Source organism: Catellatospora sp. NPDC049609, assembly GCF_040675365.1.
Taxonomy (GTDB): domain Bacteria; phylum Actinomycetota; class Actinomycetes; order Mycobacteriales; family Micromonosporaceae; genus Catellatospora.
Genome location: NZ_JBFAOU010000060.1, coordinates 11,992 through 33,049 on the forward strand (window position 1 = coordinate 11,992; position 21,058 = coordinate 33,049).

Below are 21,058 nucleotides of genomic sequence, written 5' to 3' on the forward strand. Positions count from 1 at the left end.
GCCGCCGAACACGTCCACAAGTTCATGATCAACCCCTCAGGCGGGGATGAGGAGGCCGCGTTCGACCAGGTGGTCCAGGACGGGGAGGAGGGCTTGGGTGAGGGCGTCCTGGGGGGCCTCGTGGGCGGCGGAGAGCAGGGAGATCTGGTCGGCCAGGGTGGCGTGGCCGTCGGCGCCGCTGACCAGGGCGAGGATGAGGGGGTCGATCTCCTCGACCCAGCGCAGGCCCTCGGGCATGGCCAGGAACTGGCGGTCGACCATCCAGCCTTCGTCGCCCATGGTGGCCTCCTGGCGCAGCTGGAGGCCGTCGGCGCGGCGGTAGCGGGCCGCGAGCAGCTGGGCCTCGTCGCGGGTGTCGAGCCAGTCACGGCGGGCGAACCACTCGGCGACGCGCTCGCCCAGCGGCGCCTGTACCTGCTGGCGCAGGTCCTCGCAGACCACCGACGGGTCCTGCTTGCCGCTGTTGCGGGCGGTGACCAGGCCGAAGCCGATCGCCGTCACGTCGTGCGCGGCGAACCAGTCCAGCCACTGCGCGGCCCGCTGCGCGTCGTGCTTCTCGCTCGCGTCGGCCAGCCACAGGCGTACGTAGTCCAGCGGGTCGCTGACCTCGCGCTGGATCGCCCAGACGTCCATGCCGGTGCCCGCGAACCACCCGGCGACCCGGTCCTCCCAGTCCTCGCCGCGCACATGCACCCAGTTGGCCAGGAACTGCAGCGTCCCGCCGGGGGACAGCAGCTTGGGCGAGGCGCCGGCGAGCTCGGCGCAGACGCCGTCACCGGCCCGGCCGGAGTCGCGGTAGACGTGCGTGGCGAGGCCGGGCCCGACCACGAACGGCGGGTTGCTGACGACCAGGTCGAACTGCCGGCCCTCGACCGGGGCGAGCATGTCGCCCTGCAGCAGCTCCCAGCTCAGGCCGTTGAGCGCGGCGGTGGTCGCGGCGAAGCGCAGCGCGCGCGGGGACAGGTCGGTGGCGGTGACGGTGCGGGCGTGCGTACTCAGATGCAGGGCCTGCACGCCGCAGCCGGTGCCGAGGTCGAGCGCGGCGCCGACCGGCCGCCGGACGGTCGCGCCGGCCAGCGTGGTGGAGGCGCCGCCCACGCCGAGCACGTGGTCGGCGGGGAGCTGGCGGCCCGGCTGGGCGGGCAGATCGGACAGCACCCACCAGTCGCCGTACGGCTCCAGGTCGACGCCCGCGGTCAGCCCGCCGTCGGCGAGCTCGACGAGCCCGGCGGCCCGCGCGGCGGCCAGGGTCAGCGGGTGCAGCGCGGCGGCCACGGCCGCCTCGGGCTCGGTCTGCCCGCAGATGAACAGCCTGATCAGCGTGTCCAGCGGGTCACCCGAACCGGTGACGTGCAGCGCGGCGCGGAAGTCGTGCCGGCCGGCGTCGGCGGACGCCTGCGGCCCGAGTCGCGCGGCGATGCCCGAGGCGGTGAAGCCCGCGCCGGTCAGCGCGGTGCGAAGGCGGTCGATGTCGGCGGTTTCCAGCAGCGTCTGCACCCCATCATGGTGCACTAACGTGCTGCGCATGACGCAGGTATGGGAGCGCTGGCACACCGTCTGGATCATCACGGCGGCGCTGGTGCCCCTGACCGCGCTCGGCACCGCCGCGGTGACCAGGGCGCGGCTGCGGGCGGGCGTGCCGCGTGCGCGCGCCTGGCGCCGGTCGCTGGCCGAGGCGGCGATGGTGCTGGGGACGCTGCCGTGGGTGTGGATGACGCTGACGCCGGTGTCGGTGCCCGAGGGCACCGTGCTGGTGTACCTGGTGCCGCTGAGTGACCTGCGGGCCCAGCTCACCCAGCCGCTGCCGTGGGTGGTGGTGCAGACGGTCGGCAACCTCGCGGTGTTCTTCGCGCTCGGCGCGGGCGCCCCGGTGCGCTTCGCGGCGCTCGCCTCGCCGGCGCGGTTGCTGCTGCTCGGGGCGGGCTGCTCGCTGCTGGTGGAGCTGACACAGCGGGTCTTCGTCGCCGGGCGGGTGTGCAGCGTCGACGACGTGCTGATCAACGCCGCCGGCTGCCTGCTCGGCGGCCTGCTCACCTACCGCTGGTGGGCCCGCCCCGCCGTCCCCGCCGCCCCGGACCTCGCCGCCCGCGCCGCCCGCCGTTGATCGTCCGACTTGCCAGGCAGATGGGGGTACGCGCGGCCAAGATACGCACAGGTGCCGGGCAAGTCGGAGGATCTTGCAGTCGGCCGCCCGCTACAGGCCGAGGTGCACGCGCAGGGCGGTGTCCAGCCTGCCGAGGGTGTCGGGGCGCAGGCGGCCGAGGCGCTTGCCCAGGCGCGCGTAGTCGACGGACCTGATCTGCTCGGCCTGGGCCTTGGAGGGCTGCGCCAGGCCGCCCTCGCCGGCCGGGATCAGCACCTGGAACGGGTAGATCCGCTCGGTGTTGGAGGTCACCGGGACCACGGTGACGACGCCGCGGCCGTTGCGCTCGGCGGTGCGGATGGCCGCGGTGTTGCCCACCAGGACCACCGGTCGGATCTTTCGCGACTCGGAGCCCCGGGCCGGGTCCAGGTCGACCAGGTACACGTCACCGCGCTGCATCGGCGAGCCCGTCGGCCGAGGTCGCATCCCACAGCCGGCCGTCCTCGCTGGTGTCCCACTCGTCCCAGGCCGCGGCGTAGGCGTCCTCCAGCTCGCTGGCCCGCAACAGGTCGATCGCGCGCTGGAGCACGGCGGATCGGGAGGGGCTGCCGCGCCGGCTGGCGTAGTCATCAACGTAGTTGATGTCTTCCTCGGGCAGGCTGACGCTGAGCTTCATGGCGTAAATGCTACCGGGGCGCCTACGGCGATTACCACCGCTGATGCTACCCATATTGCTACCCAAGCGGCTGGAGGCCATGACGCCGGCGACGTTGTGGCGGGACCGACGGGGGCATCGTGACCACCGGCGGCTGCTGCAGCGGGCGCGGGCGTCGGGTGCGAGGTGGCAGGGTGTTTCTGAGATCCTGTGACCATGGCGAAGTTGTGGTTGGCGCAGGACGCCGCGGCGGACGAGCTGCTGTTGAACGATCCGTTTGCCAGGGTGCTGGGCATGCTGCTGGACCAGCAGATCCCGCTGGAGAAGGCGTTCGTGGGGCCGTACCGGCTGGCCGAGCGGATGGGTGTGGACCGCCTCGACGCGTCCGCGATCGCCGACTACGACCCGGCGGCGTTCGCGGAGCTGTTCGCGACCGTGCCCGCGATCCACCGGTTCCCCGGCTCGATGGCCGAGCGCACGCAGAAGCTGGCCCGCGCCATCGCCGACGAGTACGACGGCGACGCCGCGACCGTCTGGACCGGCGCGAAGGACGGCAAGGACCTGTTCAAGCGGCTGTCCGCGCTGCCCGGCTTCGGCAAGATGAAGGCGCAGATCTTCATCGCGCTGCTGGGCAAGCAGTTCGGCGTGCAGCCCGAGGGCTGGCGCGAGGCCGCCGGGGCGTACGGCGAGGAGGGCTCGCTGCGCTCGGTCGCCGACATCCGCGACGCGGCGAGCCTGGCGAAGGTGCGCGAGTTCAAGAAGCAGATGAAGGCCGACGCGAAGGCCGCGAAGGCCTGACGGGTCAGTCCAGCGTGAGCAGCATCAGCTCGTCGGCGCGGTGGAACCCGGCCCGCTCGTAGAACGGGACCGACCGCGCCGACGGGCTGAGCACCACGCGCACCAGCGCTTCGGCACGGGCGTACGCCAGCAGCGCGGCCACCAGCGCCGCGCCTACCCCCGTGTCGCGGTGCGCCGGGAGCACGTACGCGTTGCCGAGGTAGCCCCAGCGGCTCGGCGGCTGCCCGGGACGCGGCATGCGCTCGAACACCGCGAGGTTGACCATGCCGACGGGCTGCCCGTCGTGCTCGGCGAGCCAGCACACGCGCCGGTCGCCCTCCCGGTCCAGCCAGTCCTGGAAACGGGCCTCGAAGTCCGGATCGACCCGGGCGGCGCCGGCCTGCTCGGCGGTCCACGCCCGGCGCAGCCCGCTCAGCGCGGCCGTGTCGGCGGGTCCGGTCGCCTGCCGCACGATCAGCGCGGACTCGGTCATGGGTGCCTCCGTGCGCGGTGGTTCGGGCCGGGCGGGCCGGTGGATGATCGCTGTTTCCGGTCAGAACCTTCAGCCGGACTGCACATCCTGACCGGAAACAACGATCTTGCATACCGCGCCCCGGCCGCTAACCGCGGAGCGAGCCGTCCAGGGACGGTTCGGCCGGGGCGGGGGAGGGCGCCGGGACCGACACCGGGGTGTCCCGGGGCGCCCGCATACCGAGTGCGGCCAGGGCACCCAGCAGGCAGATCGCGGCGGTGCCCAGGAAGATCTCCCGGTACTCCGCGCGCAGCGCGCCGTCCAGCGCGATCTGGTACGCCGCCAGCGCCTGCTGGTACTGCTCCTCGGTCATGCCGAACGGCAGCGGCGTCGGCAGGTCCTTGGTGAACTCCTGGAACCGGTGCAGGCCCCAGGCGGTCAGCGCGGCGACGCCGAGCAGCATGCCCATCATCCGGGCCACCACGACGGCCGCCGAGGCGACGCCGTGCTGGACGGCGGGCACGACCCGCAGCACCAGCGCGGACAGCGGCGCGATGGTCAGGCCGAGGCCGAGCCCGGCGAGCACCAGGTCGGTGTCGAGCCGGGGCAGGCTGACCGGGCCGAGGGCGTAGCGGGCGCCGAGCAGGTCGGCGGGCCAGCCCGCGATCAGCAGGTACGCCCCCGCGCTGGCGAGCAGGCCGAGAACGGTGATGGGGCGCTCGCCGACGCGGCGCAGCAGCACGCCGCCGAGCACCGCGCCGATCGGCAGCGCGACCAGGAACCGGGTCAGCAGCAGGGTGCTGTCCAGGGTGTCCAGCCGGAGCAGGGTGTGCCCGACCAGCTCGACGTCGACGAGGGTGACCATCAGCGCGGCCCCGGCGCAGGCGCTGGCGGCCAGTGTGGCCAGGAACGGTCCCATGGCGACGCCCGCCGGGTCGAGCAGCTTCGTGCGGGCGCGCCGCTCCCAGACCACGAAGGCGACCAGCACCAGCGCGGCCCCGCCGAGGGTGGCCGGACCCCAGCTCGGCAGCACCGCGTGCGCCGGGTCGGGGTTGTAGAGACCGACCACGCACAGCCCGAGCACGACGGCGAGCAGCAGCCCGCCGACCACGTCGACCCGGCGCGGCGCGGCTGCGGCACCCGCCGGGCGGGTGCGGGCGGGGACCAGCAGCCACACGGCGACGGCCGCGACGACCGCCAGCGGGATGTTGATCCAGAAGATGCCGCGCCAGCCGATCCAGGCGGCGACGCCCGCGCCGAACAGCGGCCCGAGCACCGCGCCCAGCTCCTGCGCCGCGCCGACCCAGCCGAGGGCGGCGGGCCGGGACGCGGGCGGGAACAGGTCGGCGATCAGCGCCATGGTCACCGGCAGCAGCGCGCCGCCCGCCATGCCCTGCAGCGCCCGGCCGCCGACCAGGGTGACCAGGTCACCCGCGGTAGCGGTGACGACCGACCCGGCGGCGAACGCCGCCAGGGCCACCACAATGACGATGCGGCGGCCGTACCGGTCGGACAGGCTGCCCAGCAGCGGCATGGCCGCGAGGTAGCCCAGCAGGTAGCCGGTGACCAGCGGGGTGGCCCGCTCCAGGTGGTTGATGGGGATGCCGAGGTCGCGGACGATGTCGATCAGGACCGAGACGACGACGTACGCGTCGAGCGCGCCGAGCAGCACGGCCAGCCCGCCCACGCCGACGGCGAGGCGGTGCCGCGGCCCGGCGGTCGCGTCAGGGAGCACTGATCGTCACCGGCTCGTTGTACTTGCTGAACGTGACGGTGACCGTGCCGGCCGGGTCGCTGCCCTTGGCGGGGACGGTGAACTCGCCCTTGACCAGCTGCTTGTTCGTCGCGTCGAGCCAGAGGAAGCCGGTGACGCCGGTGCCGACTCCGGGCACCAGCGCGGCGAGCGCGGTGGGATCGGGCTCCACCTGGATCTTGTACGTCTCCCGGCCGTCGACGGTCTCCTTGGCCTGGGTGGTGGCGGACTTGATCGTGCCGAGCAGCTTGGCCACGCCGCGCTGCGGGTCGAGGATCGCCGACGGGTCGTAGACCTGGGCCGCGGCGGTGAGCGGGAACTGCTGGTAGCCGCCGGTGCCGGCCTGCAGCCACGCCTTGTCGCCGACGATGACGAACTTCGCCTCGATGGCGGCGCCGAACTGCTCGACGGTGGCGGTGCCCTGGGCGGAGCCCTCCTGGGTGAGGTCGCCCTCGGCGCGCTTGAGCGGCACTCCGCTGATCTTTCCGGCCACGTCGATGACGAAGTGCGCGGACTTGACCTCGGCCATCGCCTTCGCGCCGTCGACCAGCAGGGTCTGCGCGGCGGGCAGGTCGGCGGGGTCCGTGGGGTCGTCCGCTGTGGAGGTGCACCCGGTGAGGGTGAGGGCCAGGGCGGCGAGCGCGGCGAGCGCGTGCGAGGTCCGGAACATACGGCGCATGGTAGTGCCGATCGGCACGCCAGGCCCCGTTACCGGCTGCACGACCGTCTGACCTGCGGATACGTGCCGATCGTGCAGGGCCGGACCGGCGTGCGCCGGGGCATCGGCCGTTCGGTCCAGTGCAGATCGGACGAACCTTCTGAAATCCGGATCAAGCGACCGGGCGATCGGTAGCATCACGAAGGGTGAGCTAACGATTCCACTTCGTAATCGTTATCGGCGGTCGGCCCTCTTCCTCAAAGGGGGGAGTGCGGCGCCGCTCACACAGGTCGGAGCCTGCCGGCTCCACCGTGTCCCGCTTGAGGAGAACCCATGACGATGCTCAGCGAGCCTGACGCATTGACCGGACCGTCCGTCCAGTGCGATCTGCCCGGGCCCCGTTCCGCCGAGCTGCTCGCGCGCCAGCAGCGCCGCGAGTCCAACGCGCGTACCTACCCTCGCAACATCCCCATCGCCATCGCCGAGGGAGCCGGCTCCTTCGTCCGCGACGTCGACGGCAACGTCTTCATCGACTTCCTGACCGGCGCGGGCGTGCTCTCGCTCGGTCACAACCACCCCGAGCTGGTCCGCGTGGTCACGTCCCAGCTGGGCACGCTCACCCACGCGCTGGACTTCCCGACCCCCGCCAAGGACGCCTTCCTCGACGCGCAGCTGTCCATGCTGGCCCCTGGCCTGCGCGAACGCATGCGCGTGCACTTCTGCGGGCCGACCGGCGCCAACGCCGTGGAAGCCGCGATCAAGCTGTGCAAGACCGCCACCGGCCGCGGCGACATCATCTCCTTCCACGGCGGCTACCACGGCTGCAGCCACGCCGCGATGGCCGCCTCCGGGCTGGTCGCGCAGAAGCGCCCGATCCCCAACGGCGTGCCCGGCGTGCACTTCTTCCCGTACTCCTACTGCGCGCGCTGCCCGCTGGGACTGCGTCCGGACAGCTGCGAGACCAACTGCGCGGGGCTGCTGGAGAAGTCGCTGCTGGACCCCAACGGCGGCGTCGCCCTGCCCGCCGCGGTGATACTGGAGCTGGTGCAGGGCGAGGGCGGGGTCATCCCGGCGTCACGTGACTTCGTCCGCCGGGTGCGGGCGCTGACCCGGTCGCTGGACATCCCGCTGATCGTCGACGAGGTGCAGACCGGCTGCGGCCGCACCGGCACCTGGTTCGCGTTCGAGCAGTACGACATCGAGCCGGACGTGATCGTGGCGTCCAAGGCCCTGTCCGGCATCGGCGCGCCGGTCGCGCTCATCATGTACGACCAGCGCCTCGACGTGTGGCAGCCCGGCGCGCACACCGGCACGTTCCGCGGCAACCAGCTCGCCTTCGCCGCGGGGGCGGAGGCGGTGCGGATCCTGCACCGCGACCAGGTCCTGGCCAACGTGCGCGAGCGCGGGCAGCAGATCGAGCAGCGCTTCGCCGCGCTGCGCGGGCACGCCGCCGTGCACGAGGTGCGCGGCCTGGGCCTGATGTGGGGGGTGGAGCTGGCCGACCCCGGCGACGGGCGCTCGGCCGGGCAGCTGGCCCGCCAGGTGCAGGCCCGTGCGCTGCGCCGCGGCCTGATCATCGAGCTCGGCGGCCGGGACGACTGCGTCATCCGGCTGCTGCCGCCGCTGAACGTCACCGCCGAGGTCGTCGACCTCGCCTGCGACATCGTCCTCGACGCGATCGAGGAGTCCTGCGCGCCGCCGGCCGGTGGCGCGGATCTGACGCCCGCCTCCGCCGGCGGGGACGGCATGGGCTGACCCCGGGGCGCCGGTCCGGCGCCTGAGGAACATGGTTCGTCCCTGGCGCGCCGCCCGCACGACGCGGCGCGCGGGGACGGCCGTGCCCGCCCACCCCGTCCTGTCAGTCCGTGCGGAGGGAGAAGCCCATGAGCACACGCGTACTCGATGTCAACGATCTTCCTGAGTTCCCTGACGTCGAGCCCGGCCGCGGAGGCGGTCTGGTGCTGACCTGCCCTGGGCACACGCACGAGCCGCGCTGGCAGCCCGGCGAGCGGCTGCCGCAGCTGTTCGAGCAGCAGTGCGACCGGCTGCGCCGCTACGGCCGCGCCGAGCAGCTCGCGGTGGACACCGGCGAGGAGGCGCTCACCTACGACGAGGTCGACGCGCGCGCCAACCGGCTCGCCCGCTATCTGATCGGCCGCGGCGCCCGGCCGGGCGACCGCATCGCGCTGCTGTTCGACCAGCCGGTGCAGTCCTACGTGGGCATGCTCGCCATCGGCAAGGTGCACGCCGCGTACGTGCCGCTGGACGCCGGCTTCCCGGCCGACCGGCTGGCCTACATCACCGCCGACTCCGGGTCCCGGCTGGTGCTGTCGGTGTCCCACCTGCGCGACCACCTGGCCGAGGTGGACGGGGCCGAGGTGCTCTGCCTCGACGAGCTGACCGGCGAGCTGGCCGTCATCGACGACCGGCGGCTGTCGGCCGACGAGCGCGGCGAGCCGGCCGACGAGCTGGCGTACATCATCTACACCTCCGGCTCCACCGGCCGCCCCAAGGGCGTCGCCGTCGAGCACGCCGCCATCTGCAACTTCGTCCGGGTCGCCGCGGACCTCTACGGCGTACGCCCCGAGGACCGGATGTACCAGGGCCTGACCATCGCCTTCGACTTCTCGATCGAGGAGATCTGGGTGTCGTGGATGGTCGGCGCGACCCTGGTGCCCAAACCCGGCGGCGCCAGCCTGCTCGGGCGCGACCTGTGGGAGTTCCTGCGCGACCGCGAGATCACCGCGATGTGCTGCGTGCCCACCCTGCTCGCCACCCTCGACGAGGACCTGCCGCAGCTGCGGTTCCTGCTGGTCTCCGGCGAGGCCTGCCCCCAGGACCTGGTCACCCGCTGGCACCGGCCGGGCCGCCGCTTCCTCAACGTGTACGGGCCCACCGAGGCGACCGTCACCGCGACCTGGACGCCGGTGCACCCGGACAAGCCGATCACGCTGGGGCTGCCGCTGCCGACGTACGCCACGGTCATCCTCGACCCCGACGAGCCCCGCGCCCTGCCCCCGGGCGAGCTGGGCGAGATCGGCATCGCCGGGATCGGCCTGGCGGTCGGCTACGTCAACCGCGACGACCTCACCGAGCGTGCGTTCATCCCGGACTTCATCGGCATCCCGCACAACCCGTCGGGGCGCATCTACCGCACCGGCGACCTGGGCCGGGTCAACGAGACCGGCGAGATCGAGTACCTGGGGCGCATCGACACCCAGGTGAAGATCCGCGGCTACCGCATCGAGCTGACCGAGATCGAGTCGGTGCTGCTGCAGGTGCCCGGCGTCGCCCAGGCCGTGGTCGACGTGCACAAGCCCGAACCGGGCGTGGTCGAGCTGGTCGGCTACTACAGCCTGCGCAAGGACACCGTCGCGCTGGACCGCCAGCAGATCTACGCCTGGCTGCGCGAACGGCTGCCCGGATACATGATCCCGACGTACCTGGAGCAGCTCGACGTCATCCCGATGCTGCCCAGCGACAAGGCCGACCGCAAGAGCCTGCCGCCGCCGACCAACCGCCGCCTGACCGCGCCCACGACCGGCGCCGAGCCGCTGTCGGCCGTCGAGCGCGGCTACGCCGAGGTGCTCGCCGAGATCGTGCGGGTGGAGCGGGTCGGCGCGGACAGCCACTTCTTCGAGGAGGTGGGCGCGGACTCGCTGCTCATGGCGCGGTTCTGCGCCCGGGTCCGGCAGCGCCCCGACCTGCCCTCGGTGTCCATGCGCGACGTGTACGTGTACCCCACGGTGCGGGCCCTGGCCGCCGCGGTCGCCCCGCAGTCGGCGGACGCGCCGCCGCGCACCGCGCCCGCCCCGGCCCGGCAGACCCGCCGGGCGAGCTCGCTGCAGTACGCGGCCTGCGGCCTGTTCCAGCTCCTGCTGGGCCTGGGCTCCGCGGTGATGGCCGGTTACCTGCTCATCTTCGCGTTCCGCTTCATGGCCGCCGCCGACGGCTACCTCGACCTGTACCTGCGCTCGGCGGCGTTCAGCACCGTCGGCTTCCTGATCCTGGCCATCTACCCGATCGCCATGAAGTGGCTGCTCATCGGGCGGTGGAAGGAGCAGGAGATACCCCTGTGGGGCCTGACCTACCTGCGCTTCTGGTACGTACGCATGTGCATGGGCGCCAGCCGGCTGCTGATGTTCTACGGCACCCCGCTGTACCCGTGGTACCTGCGCCTGCTCGGCGCGAAGATCGGCCGCAACGTGGTGATCCTGTCGCCGGTCATGCCCATCTGCACCGACCTGCTGACCATCGGCGACAACACGGTCATCCGCAAGGACTGCTACTTCCTGGGCTACCGCGCCCAGTCCGGCTACCTGCAGACCGGCCGGATCACCATCGGCAGCGACGTGATCGTCGGCGAGCACACCGCGCTGGACATCAACTCCACCATCGGCGACGGCGCGCGGCTCGGGCACTCCTCGACGCTGCCGCCCGGCTACGCGGTGCCGCCCGGTGAGAGCTGGCAGGGCATGCCCGCCCAGCCCGGCCACGCCGGCCTGCCGCCGGTGCCGGCCCGCAGCTGCGGCTGGCTGCGCAAGACCGTCTACTCCGGCGTGAAGATCGCCAACCAGGTGCTCACCCGCGGCCCGCTGGTGTTCGGCGCGCTGGTCGCGCTGGTCACCCAGGTGCCGATGCTGAAGGGCCTGGTCGACGGGCAGCCGTTCTCCCTCAGCAGCATGATCTACCTGGACCTGGTGCTGGCCTCGGCGGTGCTGTTCGTGACCGCGCTGCTGCTCGGCCTGGCCTCCATCGTGGTCATCCCGCGCCTGCTCAACCTGCTGTGGAAGCCGGACACGGTCTACCCGCTCTACAGCTTCCGCTACTGGCTCGCCTCGACGATCTCCGGGATGACCAACTCGGCGCTGTTCATGCGCCTGTTCGGCGACAGCTCGTACGTGGTGAACTACCTGCGCTGGATCGGCGTCGACCTGCAGCAGGTCGTGCAGACCGGATCGAACTTCGGCATCGAGTTCCGGTTCGACACGCCGTTCCTGTGCACCGTCGGCACCGGCACGATGGTGTCCGACGGCCTGTCCATGGTCAACGCCGACTACTCGCCCACCTCGTTCAAGATGTCGCGGGTCAGCATCGGCGCCCGCTCCTTCGTCGGCAACGACGTCACCTTCCCGGCCGGCCACGCCGTCGGCCAGAACGTGCTCTACGCGACCAAGGCGACGGTGCCCACCGACGGTCCGATCCGCCACGACACCGGCCTGCTCGGCTCGCCGTCGTTCCCGATCGCGCGGGTCGTCGCGCGGGAGGCCGGCTGCGAGGCGCCTACCGGCGACGCGCTGCGCCGGGCGCTGACCCTGAAGAACCGGTACAACCTGCGCTCGATGGCCTGGTTCCTGCTCGTGAGCTGGATCTCCGGCGCGGTCGGGCTGGTCGTGCTCGCCGCCGCGCTGGACATGTACTCCGAGTGGAGCGTGCTGGTCATCCCGGCCGCGATGGTGGTCATGCTGGTGTTCCAGCTGTGCTACAGCGTGCTGGTGGAGCGGCTGGTCGGCGGCTTCCGGCGGCTGCGCCCGCGGCGCTGCTCCATCTACGACCCGTACTACTGGTGGCACGAGCGGCTGTGGAAGCTGGAGGCGCCGGTCCCGTTCGCGGGCACCCCGTTCCGCCCGCTGATCTGGCGGCTGCTGGGCGTGCGCATGGGCCGGCGGGTGTACGACGACGGCGCGTACATGTCCGAGCGCACCATGATGACCATCGGTGACGACGCCTGCCTCAACGCCGGAGTGGTGATCCAGTGCCACTCCCAGGAGGACGGCATGTTCCGCTCCGAGCCGACCGTCATCGGCTCCGGCGCGACGCTGGGCGTCAAGGCGTTCGTGCACTACGGCGTCACCGTCGGCGAGAACGCGGTGGTCGGCGCGCACTCCTTCCTGATGAAGGGCGAGCAGATCCCCGACGGCGAGGACTGGACCGGCAACCCGGCCCGGCAGGTGTGCGAGCCGCTGCCCGCGTCCGCGCGCCGCACCCGGCCCGTGCCGACCCCGTCCGGTCCCCGCCCCGGCTCGCGCGCCGCGGCCCGCGTCCTGCTCACCGAGCTGCGCGCGACGCCCTCGCCACGCCGCCGCCGCCCCGCGGGGGTCGCCGTCTCGCTGTTCTCGCTGGCCGAGTGCCGGCGCCGGGAGAGCGAGCTGGCGCAGTTCCTCAGCGCCGACGAGCGGTCCGAGGCCGAGAGCCTGCGCTCGACCGAGCGCCGCAGCTCGTTCGTCATCTCCCGGGCGCTGGTCCGCATGATCCTGTCGATCGAGTGGCACGGCGAGGTCGCCCCGCGCAACTGGACCCTGCGCTACGGCGGGTTCGGCAAGCTGACCGTGTGCGGGCCGATCCCCGGCCTGGACCTGAGCGTCTCGCACACCGAGTCGGTGATCGCGGTCGCGGTGTCCGACGCGTACGACATCGGGGTGAACCTGGAGCCCGCGGCCGTCGACGACGCCGCCTCGCTGCCCTGGGCGGCCCTGTCCGCGGCCGAGCACGCGCGCCTGGCCGGCAGCGACGACCAGGGCGAGCAGCTGCTGCGCATGTGGACGCTGAAGGAGGCGTTCGCCCGGTGCGCGGGCGACGTCAGCTTCGAGCAGCTCGACGCGCGGCTCGACCCGCTGCAGGTGATCGGCGCCGGAGCGCCGGGCCGCCAGCGCTTCTGGTTCCACCAGGAGCAGTGGGGCGACGAGGTGGAGCAGCACTGGGTGACCGTCGCGGTGCGGCGGCGGCCGGCCAGCCGGCGCGGACGCCGGTCCGCGGGCAGGCCCACCCGCCCCGCCGTGACCAAGTCGGTGGGCCGCCCGGCGCGGCCGGCCGAGCGCAGCGGACACGGCCAGGCCGTGCACATGCAGATCCTGGCCAACGGCCGGGTCACCGCCCGTGACGTCACGGCGCCCGACCCCGGCCCCCGCCCCGCCCGCCCCTGACCGCAGCTCCGCCCCTGCCGCTCGCGTGGCGGGGGCGATGCCTCGATCATGAAAGTGGAGCGGCGCGGGGCCGGTTCCGGCGGCCGGGTGCCTAGACTCCACGGGTATGGGCGTCACCCACCACGGGCGCACCGAGCGCCTCGATCTCGCTGACCCGACCCTGCGCGACTGGACCTGCACGGTGCTCGCCGCCGATCCGGAGCAGGGCATCGTGCTGGACCGTTCCGCGTTCTACCCCGGCGGCGGGGGCCAGCCGCCGGACCACGGCGTGCTGCTGTGGCAGGGCGTGCAGACCCGGATCGCCGGCACCCGCAAGGGCGACGACCTGTGGCTCATCCCCGCCGAGGGCGACCCGCCGCCGCCGGTCGGCGCGCAGGTCGCGGGCGCGGTGGAGGACACCCGCCGCACCCTGCTCATGCGGACGCACTCCGGCCTGCACGTGCTGTGCGGGGTGGTGTTCCGCGACTTCGGCGCGCTGGTCACCGGCGGCAACATGGAGCCCGGCGAGGCCCGGATGGACTTCAACCTGCCCGAGGTGCCCGGCGACTTCAAGGCCCGGCTGGAGGAGCTGGTCAACGCCGAGGTCGGCGCGGACCGCCAGGTGGTGACCAAGGTGCTGGGCCGCGACGAGGCGCTGGCGCTGCCGGACATCATCCGCACCCAGTCCAACCTCATCCCGGCCGACGAGCAGGAGATCCGCATCGTCGACATCGTGGGCCTGGACGTGCAGGCCGACGGCGGCACCCACGTCGCCTCGACCGCGCAGATCGGCAAGCTCCAGGTCGTCAAGGTCGAGTCGAAGGGCAAGGCCAACCGGCGCGTCCGCGTCCGCCTGGTCTGACCCGCCCGGCGATGTCCTGCCGCCGACCCGCCCTGCCACCACCCGGTTCTGCCACCGATCGGTGCTGACACCGACCCGGCTCGGGAGATCAGGGCCGGCGGTCGTCGTCGATGGTGCCCTCGTACACCTGGCCGCCGGGCTGGGCGGGCAGCGCGTTGGTCGGCACCGTGTGGCGGCGGAAGCGCTTGAAGCGGTGCTCCTCCTTGGGTGGCCGGTCGTTGGCCAGGATCACCGCCAGCCAGGGCAGCAGCACCATGCCCAGACCGCACAGCGGCAGCCACAGCCACAGCAGCGGCACCTTCGCCATGGCCAGCACCGAGGCCAGGATGAGGCAGCCCGCGCGCAGCAGCATCATCAGGATGTAGCGCCGCTCCCGCCGCTTGAGTTCGACCTCGGGGCTCTCCTCGGCGTCGGTGATCAGCACCGGCCTGTCCGCCTGCCGCTTCACGCTGCCTCCCAGCCGCCGAAGGGGTTCCTACCCCCATCCTGCTCCTCGCCCCGCGCGAACTTCGCGCGGGGCGGTCGACCTCCATGGTCAAGGGCTGCGCGGCCCGCTCGCGTGGCGGCGGTTCAGGCGTTCGGCAGCGGCGGGCGGGCACCCACGATGCCGACCGCACCCGCGCCGGCGCGGCAGCCCGCCACCAGCGCGTCGTGCCGGTCGGCGCCCGCGCACCAGGCCGCCAGCAGCCCGGCGGCGAACGCGTCCCCCGCGCCGGTGGCGTCCACCATCGGCATCGGCTCGCCCGTGACGTGCACGACACCCGCCGGCCCGGCCCACAGCGCCCCGTGCGCGCCCAGCTTCACCACCACGTCGCCGCCGATCGCGTACGACAGCGCCAGCGCCTGGTCGGCGGGCGTGCCGGGGCCGGCCAGCGCGGTCGCCTCGTCGGCGTTGGCGAGCAGCAGGTCGATGCCGCGCACCCAGTCCAGGAACGGGTGCCCGGTCACGCCGTCCTCGATCAGCTCGGTGGTCACCGCGTGCAGCGGCGCGGCCGACGCGGCGTCGACGCTGGTACGCAGCCCCGCCGCCCGCGCCGAGGCGAGCGCGTACCGGCCGGTGGGCCGCGAGGGCTGGTCGAGCAGCGTGTACCCGGACAGGTGCAGCAGGCTCGCGCCCTGCGCGATGGCCGCGTCGACGTCGGCCGAGGCCAGCAGCAGGTTCGCGCCCCGGTCGCTGATCATCGTGCGCTCGCCGCCGTGCGTGAGCACCACGATGCTGCCGGTGCTGGCCCCGGGGCGGATGCTGACCTGGGTGCGTACCCCCGCCAGATGCAGCTCGGCGAGCCGGTCGCGGCCGGCCTGGTCGTCGCCGACCGCCCCGACGAAGGTCACCGGCGTGCCGAGCGCGGCCAGCCAGGCGGCCGTGTTGGCGGCCTGCCCGCCCCCGGCGACGTGCACCGTCGCCGGGGTGTCCGAGCCCTGCGCCAGCGGTGCCCGCAGCACCGCCAGCACGTCGGTGACCAGGTCACCCACGGTGAGGATCATCACGCCTCCGATCCCCGGCGCGATCCCGGCCGCGAGGTCACCGCTGCGCGGCCGCGACGGCGATCTGCGCGGCCAGCGCGGCGTTGCGCAGGATGATGCGTACGTTCACGGCCAGGCTCTGCCCACCGGTGGCCGAGTGGAAGTGCGACAGCAGCACCGGCGTCACCTGCTTGCCCGTCACCCGGTCGCGCTCCACGATCGCCAGGCCGTCGGCCAGGGTGCGGTCGTGCAGCTGCCGGTCGAGCTGCTCGTCCTCCGGCAGCGGGTTGGCCACGATCAGCGCACCACGGTGCACGCCCTGGTCCCGCTGCGCCCGCATGGCCGCCGCGACCTGCGCGGCGGAGTCCAGCCGCCAGTCCACGCCGAACCCGCTGTCCCGGATGAAGAAACCGGGGAACCGGTCGGTCTGGTAGCCGACCACGCCCACGCCGAGCGTCTCCAGCCGCTCCAGCGTGGCGCCCACGTCGAGGATCGACTTCACCCCGGCGCAGACCACCGCGATGGGCGTCTGGGACAGCGTGATCAGGTCGGCGGACTCGTCGAAGGTCTGCGACGCCTCGCGGTGCACGCCGCCGAGGCCGCCCGTGGCGAACACGCCGATGCCGACCGCGGCGGCCACGGCCGCGGTGCTGGCCACGGTGGTCGCCCCGTCCGCATGCAGGGCGGCGGCGACGGCGAGGTCGCGCACCGACAGCTTGGCCACCTTCTCCCCGACGGCGAGCCTGGTCAGCGCCTCGTCGTCGAGGCCGGCGACGAGCCGGCCGCCGACCATGCCGATGGTGGCCGGGACCGCGCCGTTGTCGCGTACGGCCTGCTCGATCTCCCGGGCCACGCGCAGGTTGTCGGGGCGCGGCAGGCCGTGGGAGACGATCGTGCTCTCCAGCGCGACGACCGGCAGGCCGTTCGCCAGCGCGGCCTTGACCTCGTCACCGAGGCGGATGCTCACATCAGTCACGATCATGACTCTACTGTTGGCGCGTGCTCCGCACGCGCGGCGTTCGGCTCTGCTGCTGGCGCGTGCTGCGCACGCGCGGCGTTCGGCCTCTGCCGCCGGCGTCACGCGCCAGTCGTCGGCTTCGCTTCGCTTACCTCCTTGGTGGCGCGTGACGCCGGCGGCCGAACGCGGGGGTGGCGCGGTTCTGGGGCGTGCCTGGTGGTGGGTGGCGGCGGTGGGGCGGTGCGGTGACGGGTGGCGCGGCTGTGGGCTTGGGCGGGGGTATGGCGGTGGTGGACAAGGCCGTGACCAGCGTGGCGGGATATCAGACTGGGCCGGCAGCGGGTGACCTGAGACAATGTTCGGGTGACCACACCTGTGACGAACCCCAGCACCATTCTTGAGGAGCGCGTCGCGACGGAGTATCGCCTCGACGAGGGCGATCACGAGCGCATGTCGCACTACGCACCCAAGGACAAACTACTCGAAGCCATGATCGAGGGAACGCCGGTGCGCGCCCTGTGCGGCAAGGTCTGGGTGCCCTCGCGCGACCCCAACAGGTTCCCGGTCTGTCCGGAGTGCAAAGAGATCTACGAGAACCTCACCGACTGATCCGGCCCGCGGCGTCGCGTCGTGCGCGCGGCCGGAGCCGTGCGACACGGGGGCTCGACGCGCCGCGCCCGGAAGGGAAGCGATGAGCTAGTGGATCATGTCACCGCGCAGGCGTCGCGAGGAGAGGCCGTGACCGCGAGGGTGGTCGTCGTGGGCAGCGCGAACATGGACCTGGTGGTGGAGACGCCCACCCTGCCGCGCCCCGGCGAGACGGTGCTGGGCGACGGGTTCCTCGCCGTTCCGGGAGGCAAGGGCGCCAACCAGGCGGTCGCCGCGGCACGGGCCGGGGCGGACTGCCACTTCCTGGGGGCCGTGGGCCTCGACGCGTTCGGCGACGAGCTGAAGGGCTGCCTGGCCGCGGCCGGGGTGGGGCTGGACGGGCTGCGGAGGGTGGCGGGCCCCTCGGGGGTGGCCCTCATCGCGGTCGACGCGGCCGCCGAGAACCTCATCGTCGTCGCCCCGGGCGCCAACGCGCACTTCACCGACCTCGACGCGATCGACCGCGACCTCATCGCGGGGTGCGACGTGCTGCTGTGCCAGCTGGAGATCCCACCGGAGACCGTGGCGCAGGCCGTCGCGGCGGCCCGGCGGGGCGGCACCACCATCGTGCTCAACGCCGCTCCCGCGCGGGCGCTGCCGGACGAGCTGCTCGCCGGGGTGGACCTGCTCGTGGTGAACCAGACCGAGGCCACCGTGCTGGCCGGGCTGGACGGCGCCCGCGACCCCGACGGCGACGGGCTCGCACCGGCCGACGACGTGCCCATGCTGCTCGACACGCTGCTGACGCGGGTGCCGCGGGTGGTGCTGACCCTCGGCGCCGCCGGGGCCGCGTACGCCGAACGGGGCGGGCTGCGGCTGGAGGTGGGCGCCCCGCCAGTGGAGGCAGTGGACACCACCGCGGCCGGGGACGCCTTCACCGGCGCGCTCGCGGTGGCCTGGGCGCAGGGCCGGGCGATCGAGGAGTCGCTGCGCTGGGCCTGCGCCGCCGGTGCCGCGTGCGCCCAGCACCGGGGCGCGTCCAGCTCGCTGCCGGTCCAGGCGGAGATCGACGCCCTTTACGACCGCGCCTACCAGCCGCATCCCACGGCCTGACCCGCGCGGCGAGGCGCTCGGCGGGTACGCCGCCGCACGTCGTAGCCTGCGCCGGTGGACAGTTCGTCGGCCCTGCTCATCGGTGACCTCGCCGGTGTCGCCGTGTTCGCCGCGTCCGGCGGGTCCGCCGCGGTGGGCAAGCGGCTCGACCTGTTCGGCGTGGTCTTCGTCGGCTTCGTCGCCGCGCTCGGCGGCGGCATCCTGCGCGACCTGGTGATCAACCAGGTGCCGCCGCTGGCCTTCGCCGACTGGCGCTACCCGGCCACCGCCACCGTCGCCTCGCTGGCGGTGTTCTGGCTGCACCCGCACCTGGACCGGCTACGGCGTACGGTCCTTAGCCTGGACGCCGCCGGGCTCGGCCTGTTCACCGTCACCAGCACGCTCAAGGCGCTGGACGCGAACGTGCCGCCGGTGGGCGCGTGCCTGCTCGGCATGCTCACCGGCATCGGCGGCGGCCTCGTGCGCGACCTGCTGCTCAACGAGATCCCGGTGGTGCTGCGCCGGGAGATCTACGCGGTCGCCTCGCTGCTCGGCGCGATCGCGGTGGCCGTGCTGGTCGGCACCGGCCTGGCCGGTGTGGCCAGCCTCACCGGAGCGGCGATCCTGGTCTTCGCGGTGCGCATCATCGCCCTCTACCGCCACTGGTCCGCCCCCCGCCCCCGCTTCGGCGCCACCCAGCCCAACGGCGGACCGACATCGGACAGCCCCTGACCGCCCGACCGTAGGCCACACCTCGCGGCGGGCACCGGCCTCCGCCGTGCGCCTGCGCCGCAGTCCGTCGAGAGCATGATCGTTCGACTTGCCTGGCACATGGGCGAAAGCGTGCCCAAGATACGCCCATGTGCCTGGCAAGTCGGGCGATCAGCGGGGGGCGGCGCGCCGGATGGGTGGCGCGGCAAGGGGACTCACCACGTTCGGCGCACAGTCGCGCGGATCTTCCGGGGGGAGCCGATAGACTCAGGGCCCGCCTTCGCGCTCGGCGTCATCCCTGGCCGACCCGAGGGCTCTTTCGTGCTGACCCCCGCCTGAGCAGGAGGCTTCCGCGTGGCGCTGGCCCGCCCCGTCCCCGAGTCGTTCCCGTCGCTGCGCGCCTGGCAGCGCAAGGCTCTGGTCGAGTACCTGCGCCGGCGCACGCCCGACTTCCTGGCGGTCGCCACGCCCGGCGCGGGCAAGACCACGTTCGCCCTGCGTATCGCCGCGGAACTGCTGGCCGACGGCACGGTCGACGCGGTGACCGTGGTGGCGCCGACCGAGCACCTGAAGCTGCAGTGGGCGCAGGCCGCGGCCCGGGTCGGCATCCAGCTCGACGCGATGTTCCGCAACGCCGACGTGCACACCAGCGCCGACTTCCACGGCGTGGTGGTGACGTACGCGCAGGTCGGCATGGCGCCGCAGGTGCACCTGCGGCGCACGCTGACCCGCAAGACGCTGGTGATCCTGGACGAGATCCACCACGCGGGCGACTCGCGCAGCTGGGGCGACGGCGTGAAGTCGGCGTTCGAGCCCGCCGAGCGGCGGCTGATGCTCACCGGCACCCCGTTCCGGTCCGACGAGAACCCGATCCCGTTCGTCACCTATGAGCGGGTCGGCGAGGTGCAGCGCTCGCGCGCCGACTCGGTGTACGGCTACTCCGACGCGCTCGCCGACGGCGTCGTCCGACCTGTGATCTTCCTCGCGTACTCGGGGGAGACCCGCTGGCGCACCAGCGCCGGGGACGAGCTCGCCGTGCGGCTGGGCGAGCCGCTGACGCAGGACCTGATCGCGCAGGCCTGGCGCACCGCGCTGGACCCGAAGGGCGACTGGATGCCCGCCGTGCTGCGGGCCGCCGACGCGCGCCTGCAGGTGCTGCGCGAGGGCGGCATCCCCGACGCGGGCGGCCTGGTGATCGCCTCGGACCAGACCACGGCGCGGGCGTACGCGAAACTCATCGAGTCCGCCACGGGGGAGAAGGCCGTCGTGGTGCTCTCCGACGACGTCGGCGCCTCGGCGAAGATCTCCGAGTTCAGCGGCTCGACGCAGCGCTGGATGGTCGCGGTGCGGATGGTGTCCGAGGGCGTCGACATCCCGCGCCTGGCCGTCGGCGTGTACGCCACCAGCGCCTCCACCCCCCTGTTCTTCGCCCAGGCCATCGGCCGCTTCGTGCGGGCCCGCCGGCCGGGGGAGACCGCCAGCGTCTTCGTGCCCAGCGTGCCGCACCTGCTGGGGCTGGCCAGCGAGATGGAGCTGGAGCGCGACCACGTGCTCGGCGGCCCGAAGGCCAAGGACGGGCTGGACGACGAGCTGCTGGAGCGCGCGCAGCAGTCCGAGAACGCCAGCGGCGAGCTCAACAAGTCGTTCGAGGCGCTGTCGGCCACCGCCGAGCTGGATCAGGTGATCTTCGACGGGGCCACCTTCGGCCTGCCCGCCCAGGTCGGCACGCAGGAGGAAGAGGACTTCCTCGGGCTGCCCGGCCTGCTCAGCGCCGACCAGGTGGCCGCGCTGCTGGCCAAGCGCCAGGCCGACCAGGCCGCCGCCGTGCGCCGCAACCGGGCCGCGGTGGCCGAGCAGGCCCCCGCCCAGCGCGAGCCCGTACGGGACATGTCCGCCGCCGAGCGCCGCATCCACCTGCGCCGCCAGCTCAACGCCCTGGTCGCGTCCCACCACCACCGCACCGGCCTGCCCCACGGCAAGATCCACGCCGAGCTGCGCTCGAAGTGCGGGGGCCCGCCCAGCGCCCAGGCCACCATCGAACAGCTCGAAGAGCGCATCGCCACGATCCAGTCCTTCTGACCCG

The 21,058-nt window shown here is 73.3% G+C and carries 18 protein-coding genes; 9 read left to right on the top strand and 9 right to left on the bottom strand.

What is annotated here, in order from left to right:
• Nucleotides 1-36: 36 nt before the first annotated feature.
• Nucleotides 37-1,527: a class I SAM-dependent methyltransferase gene (locus tag AB0J67_RS18535; protein WP_363483785.1), complete on the bottom strand. Its 1,491-nt coding sequence runs from the start codon at nt 1,525-1,527 to the stop codon at nt 37-39.
• Between AB0J67_RS18535 and AB0J67_RS18540 the strand changes: the two genes are divergently transcribed.
• Entirely contained in the window at nt 1,526-2,104 is a 579-nt protein-coding gene (locus tag AB0J67_RS18540) for a VanZ family protein (protein WP_363483788.1), read from the top strand. The two genes, AB0J67_RS18535 and AB0J67_RS18540, sit on opposite strands and share 2 nt — an antisense overlap.
• Before the next feature lie 90 nt (nt 2,105-2,194).
• On the opposite strand, the gene AB0J67_RS18545 is transcribed toward AB0J67_RS18540, so the two are convergent.
• Complete coding sequence (locus AB0J67_RS18545) at nt 2,195-2,542, bottom strand: type II toxin-antitoxin system PemK/MazF family toxin (RefSeq protein ID WP_363483791.1); 348 nt, start codon at nt 2,540-2,542, stop codon at nt 2,195-2,197.
• Nucleotides 2,529-2,759: a ribbon-helix-helix domain-containing protein gene (locus tag AB0J67_RS18550; RefSeq protein WP_363483793.1), complete on the bottom strand. Its 231-nt coding sequence runs from the start codon at nt 2,757-2,759 to the stop codon at nt 2,529-2,531. The genes AB0J67_RS18545 and AB0J67_RS18550 overlap by 14 nt, the downstream gene beginning before the upstream one ends.
• Nucleotides 2,760-2,954: 195 nt before the next feature.
• On the opposite strand from AB0J67_RS18550, the gene AB0J67_RS18555 reads away from it, so the two are divergent.
• Nucleotides 2,955-3,536 (top strand): HhH-GPD-type base excision DNA repair protein, encoded by a 582-nt coding sequence (locus tag AB0J67_RS18555; protein ID WP_363483796.1) that lies wholly within the window; start codon nt 2,955-2,957, stop codon nt 3,534-3,536.
• 4 nt (nt 3,537-3,540) lie between these two features.
• Here AB0J67_RS18555 and AB0J67_RS18560 read toward each other — a convergent pair whose 3' ends face one another.
• From AB0J67_RS18560 to AB0J67_RS18570, 3 genes are all read right to left on the bottom strand, one after another.
• The gene (locus AB0J67_RS18560; RefSeq protein ID WP_363483799.1) at nt 3,541-4,008 is read right to left on the bottom strand and encodes a GNAT family N-acetyltransferase; all 468 of its coding nucleotides are present in this window, start codon (nt 4,006-4,008) and stop codon (nt 3,541-3,543) included.
• Nucleotides 4,009-4,135: 127 nt separating this feature from the next.
• Nucleotides 4,136-5,722, bottom strand: coding sequence for an MFS transporter (locus AB0J67_RS18565; RefSeq protein WP_363483801.1), 1,587 nt, complete (start codon nt 5,720-5,722; stop codon nt 4,136-4,138).
• A complete protein-coding gene (locus AB0J67_RS18570; protein ID WP_363483804.1) occupies nt 5,712-6,410 on the bottom strand; it encodes an LppX_LprAFG lipoprotein in 699 nt (232 codons plus the stop codon). The genes AB0J67_RS18565 and AB0J67_RS18570 overlap by 11 nt, the downstream gene beginning before the upstream one ends.
• A gap of 321 nt (nt 6,411-6,731) precedes the next feature.
• Between AB0J67_RS18570 and AB0J67_RS18575 the strand changes: the two genes are divergently transcribed.
• From AB0J67_RS18575 to AB0J67_RS18585, 3 genes are all read left to right on the top strand, one after another.
• Entirely contained in the window at nt 6,732-8,153 is a 1,422-nt protein-coding gene (locus tag AB0J67_RS18575) for a diaminobutyrate--2-oxoglutarate transaminase family protein (RefSeq protein WP_363483807.1), read from the top strand.
• 128 nt (nt 8,154-8,281) lie between these two features.
• Nucleotides 8,282-13,321 carry a Pls/PosA family non-ribosomal peptide synthetase gene (locus AB0J67_RS18580; RefSeq protein ID WP_363483809.1) on the top strand — a complete coding sequence of 1,680 codons (5,040 nt, stop codon included), beginning with the start codon at nt 8,282-8,284 and terminating at the stop codon, nt 13,319-13,321.
• A gap of 106 nt (nt 13,322-13,427) precedes the next feature.
• Nucleotides 13,428-14,162 (top strand): alanyl-tRNA editing protein, encoded by a 735-nt coding sequence (locus AB0J67_RS18585; protein WP_363483811.1) that lies wholly within the window; start codon nt 13,428-13,430, stop codon nt 14,160-14,162.
• Nucleotides 14,163-14,250: 88 nt separating this feature from the next.
• Here the strand turns inward: AB0J67_RS18585 and AB0J67_RS18590 are convergent, their stop codons facing one another.
• The 3 genes from AB0J67_RS18590 to AB0J67_RS18600 all read right to left on the bottom strand — a co-directional run bounded on the left by AB0J67_RS18590 (nt 14,251) and on the right by AB0J67_RS18600 (nt 16,608).
• Nucleotides 14,251-14,610, bottom strand: coding sequence for a DUF3099 domain-containing protein (locus AB0J67_RS18590; RefSeq protein ID WP_363483814.1), 360 nt, complete (start codon nt 14,608-14,610; stop codon nt 14,251-14,253).
• A gap of 122 nt (nt 14,611-14,732) precedes the next feature.
• Nucleotides 14,733-15,647: a PfkB family carbohydrate kinase gene (locus AB0J67_RS18595; RefSeq protein WP_363483817.1), complete on the bottom strand. Its 915-nt coding sequence runs from the start codon at nt 15,645-15,647 to the stop codon at nt 14,733-14,735.
• A gap of 37 nt (nt 15,648-15,684) precedes the next feature.
• On the bottom strand, nt 15,685-16,608 hold the full coding sequence (locus AB0J67_RS18600) for a pseudouridine-5'-phosphate glycosidase (protein ID WP_363483820.1): 924 nt from the start codon (nt 16,606-16,608) through the stop codon (nt 15,685-15,687).
• Between the two features lie 339 nt (nt 16,609-16,947).
• Between AB0J67_RS18600 and AB0J67_RS18605 the strand changes: the two genes are divergently transcribed.
• The 4 genes from AB0J67_RS18605 to AB0J67_RS18620 all read left to right on the top strand — a co-directional run bounded on the left by AB0J67_RS18605 (nt 16,948) and on the right by AB0J67_RS18620 (nt 21,054).
• Complete coding sequence (locus AB0J67_RS18605) at nt 16,948-17,193, top strand: DUF3039 domain-containing protein (protein ID WP_363483823.1); 246 nt, start codon at nt 16,948-16,950, stop codon at nt 17,191-17,193.
• A gap of 129 nt (nt 17,194-17,322) precedes the next feature.
• Complete coding sequence (locus AB0J67_RS18610; protein WP_363483826.1) at nt 17,323-18,285, top strand: ribokinase; 963 nt, start codon at nt 17,323-17,325, stop codon at nt 18,283-18,285.
• 54 nt (nt 18,286-18,339) lie between these two features.
• Complete coding sequence (locus AB0J67_RS18615) at nt 18,340-18,996, top strand: trimeric intracellular cation channel family protein (protein ID WP_363483829.1); 657 nt, start codon at nt 18,340-18,342, stop codon at nt 18,994-18,996.
• A 333-nt stretch (nt 18,997-19,329) separates the two neighbouring features.
• Nucleotides 19,330-21,054 carry a DEAD/DEAH box helicase gene (locus AB0J67_RS18620; RefSeq protein ID WP_363483832.1) on the top strand — a complete coding sequence of 575 codons (1,725 nt, stop codon included), beginning with the start codon at nt 19,330-19,332 and terminating at the stop codon, nt 21,052-21,054.
• Nucleotides 21,055-21,058: the final 4 nt, after the last annotated feature.

What these genes read in the sequence shown, in the direction of transcription:
- AB0J67_RS18540 (WP_363483788.1), top strand. Translation starts at nt 1,526, where the DNA reads ATGACGCAGGTATGGGAGCGCTGGCACACCGTCTGGATCATCACGGCG.
- AB0J67_RS18535 (WP_363483785.1), bottom strand. Translation starts at nt 1,527, where the DNA reads ATGCGCAGCACGTTAGTGCACCATGATGGGGTGCAGACGCTGCTGGAA.
- AB0J67_RS18545 (WP_363483791.1), bottom strand. Translation starts at nt 2,542, where the DNA reads ATGCAGCGCGGTGACGTGTACCTGGTCGACCTGGACCCGGCCCGGGGC.
- AB0J67_RS18550 (WP_363483793.1), bottom strand. Translation starts at nt 2,759, where the DNA reads ATGAAGCTCAGCGTCAGCCTGCCCGAGGAAGACATCAACTACGTTGAT.
- AB0J67_RS18555 (WP_363483796.1), top strand. Translation starts at nt 2,955, where the DNA reads ATGGCGAAGTTGTGGTTGGCGCAGGACGCCGCGGCGGACGAGCTGCTG.
- AB0J67_RS18560 (WP_363483799.1), bottom strand. Translation starts at nt 4,008, where the DNA reads ATGACCGAGTCCGCGCTGATCGTGCGGCAGGCGACCGGACCCGCCGAC.
- AB0J67_RS18570 (WP_363483804.1), bottom strand. Translation starts at nt 6,410, where the DNA reads ATGTTCCGGACCTCGCACGCGCTCGCCGCGCTCGCCGCCCTGGCCCTC.
- AB0J67_RS18575 (WP_363483807.1), top strand. Translation starts at nt 6,732, where the DNA reads ATGACGATGCTCAGCGAGCCTGACGCATTGACCGGACCGTCCGTCCAG.
- AB0J67_RS18580 (WP_363483809.1), top strand. Translation starts at nt 8,282, where the DNA reads ATGAGCACACGCGTACTCGATGTCAACGATCTTCCTGAGTTCCCTGAC.
- AB0J67_RS18585 (WP_363483811.1), top strand. Translation starts at nt 13,428, where the DNA reads ATGGGCGTCACCCACCACGGGCGCACCGAGCGCCTCGATCTCGCTGAC.
- AB0J67_RS18595 (WP_363483817.1), bottom strand. Translation starts at nt 15,647, where the DNA reads ATGATCCTCACCGTGGGTGACCTGGTCACCGACGTGCTGGCGGTGCTG.
- AB0J67_RS18600 (WP_363483820.1), bottom strand. Translation starts at nt 16,608, where the DNA reads ATGATCGTGACTGATGTGAGCATCCGCCTCGGTGACGAGGTCAAGGCC.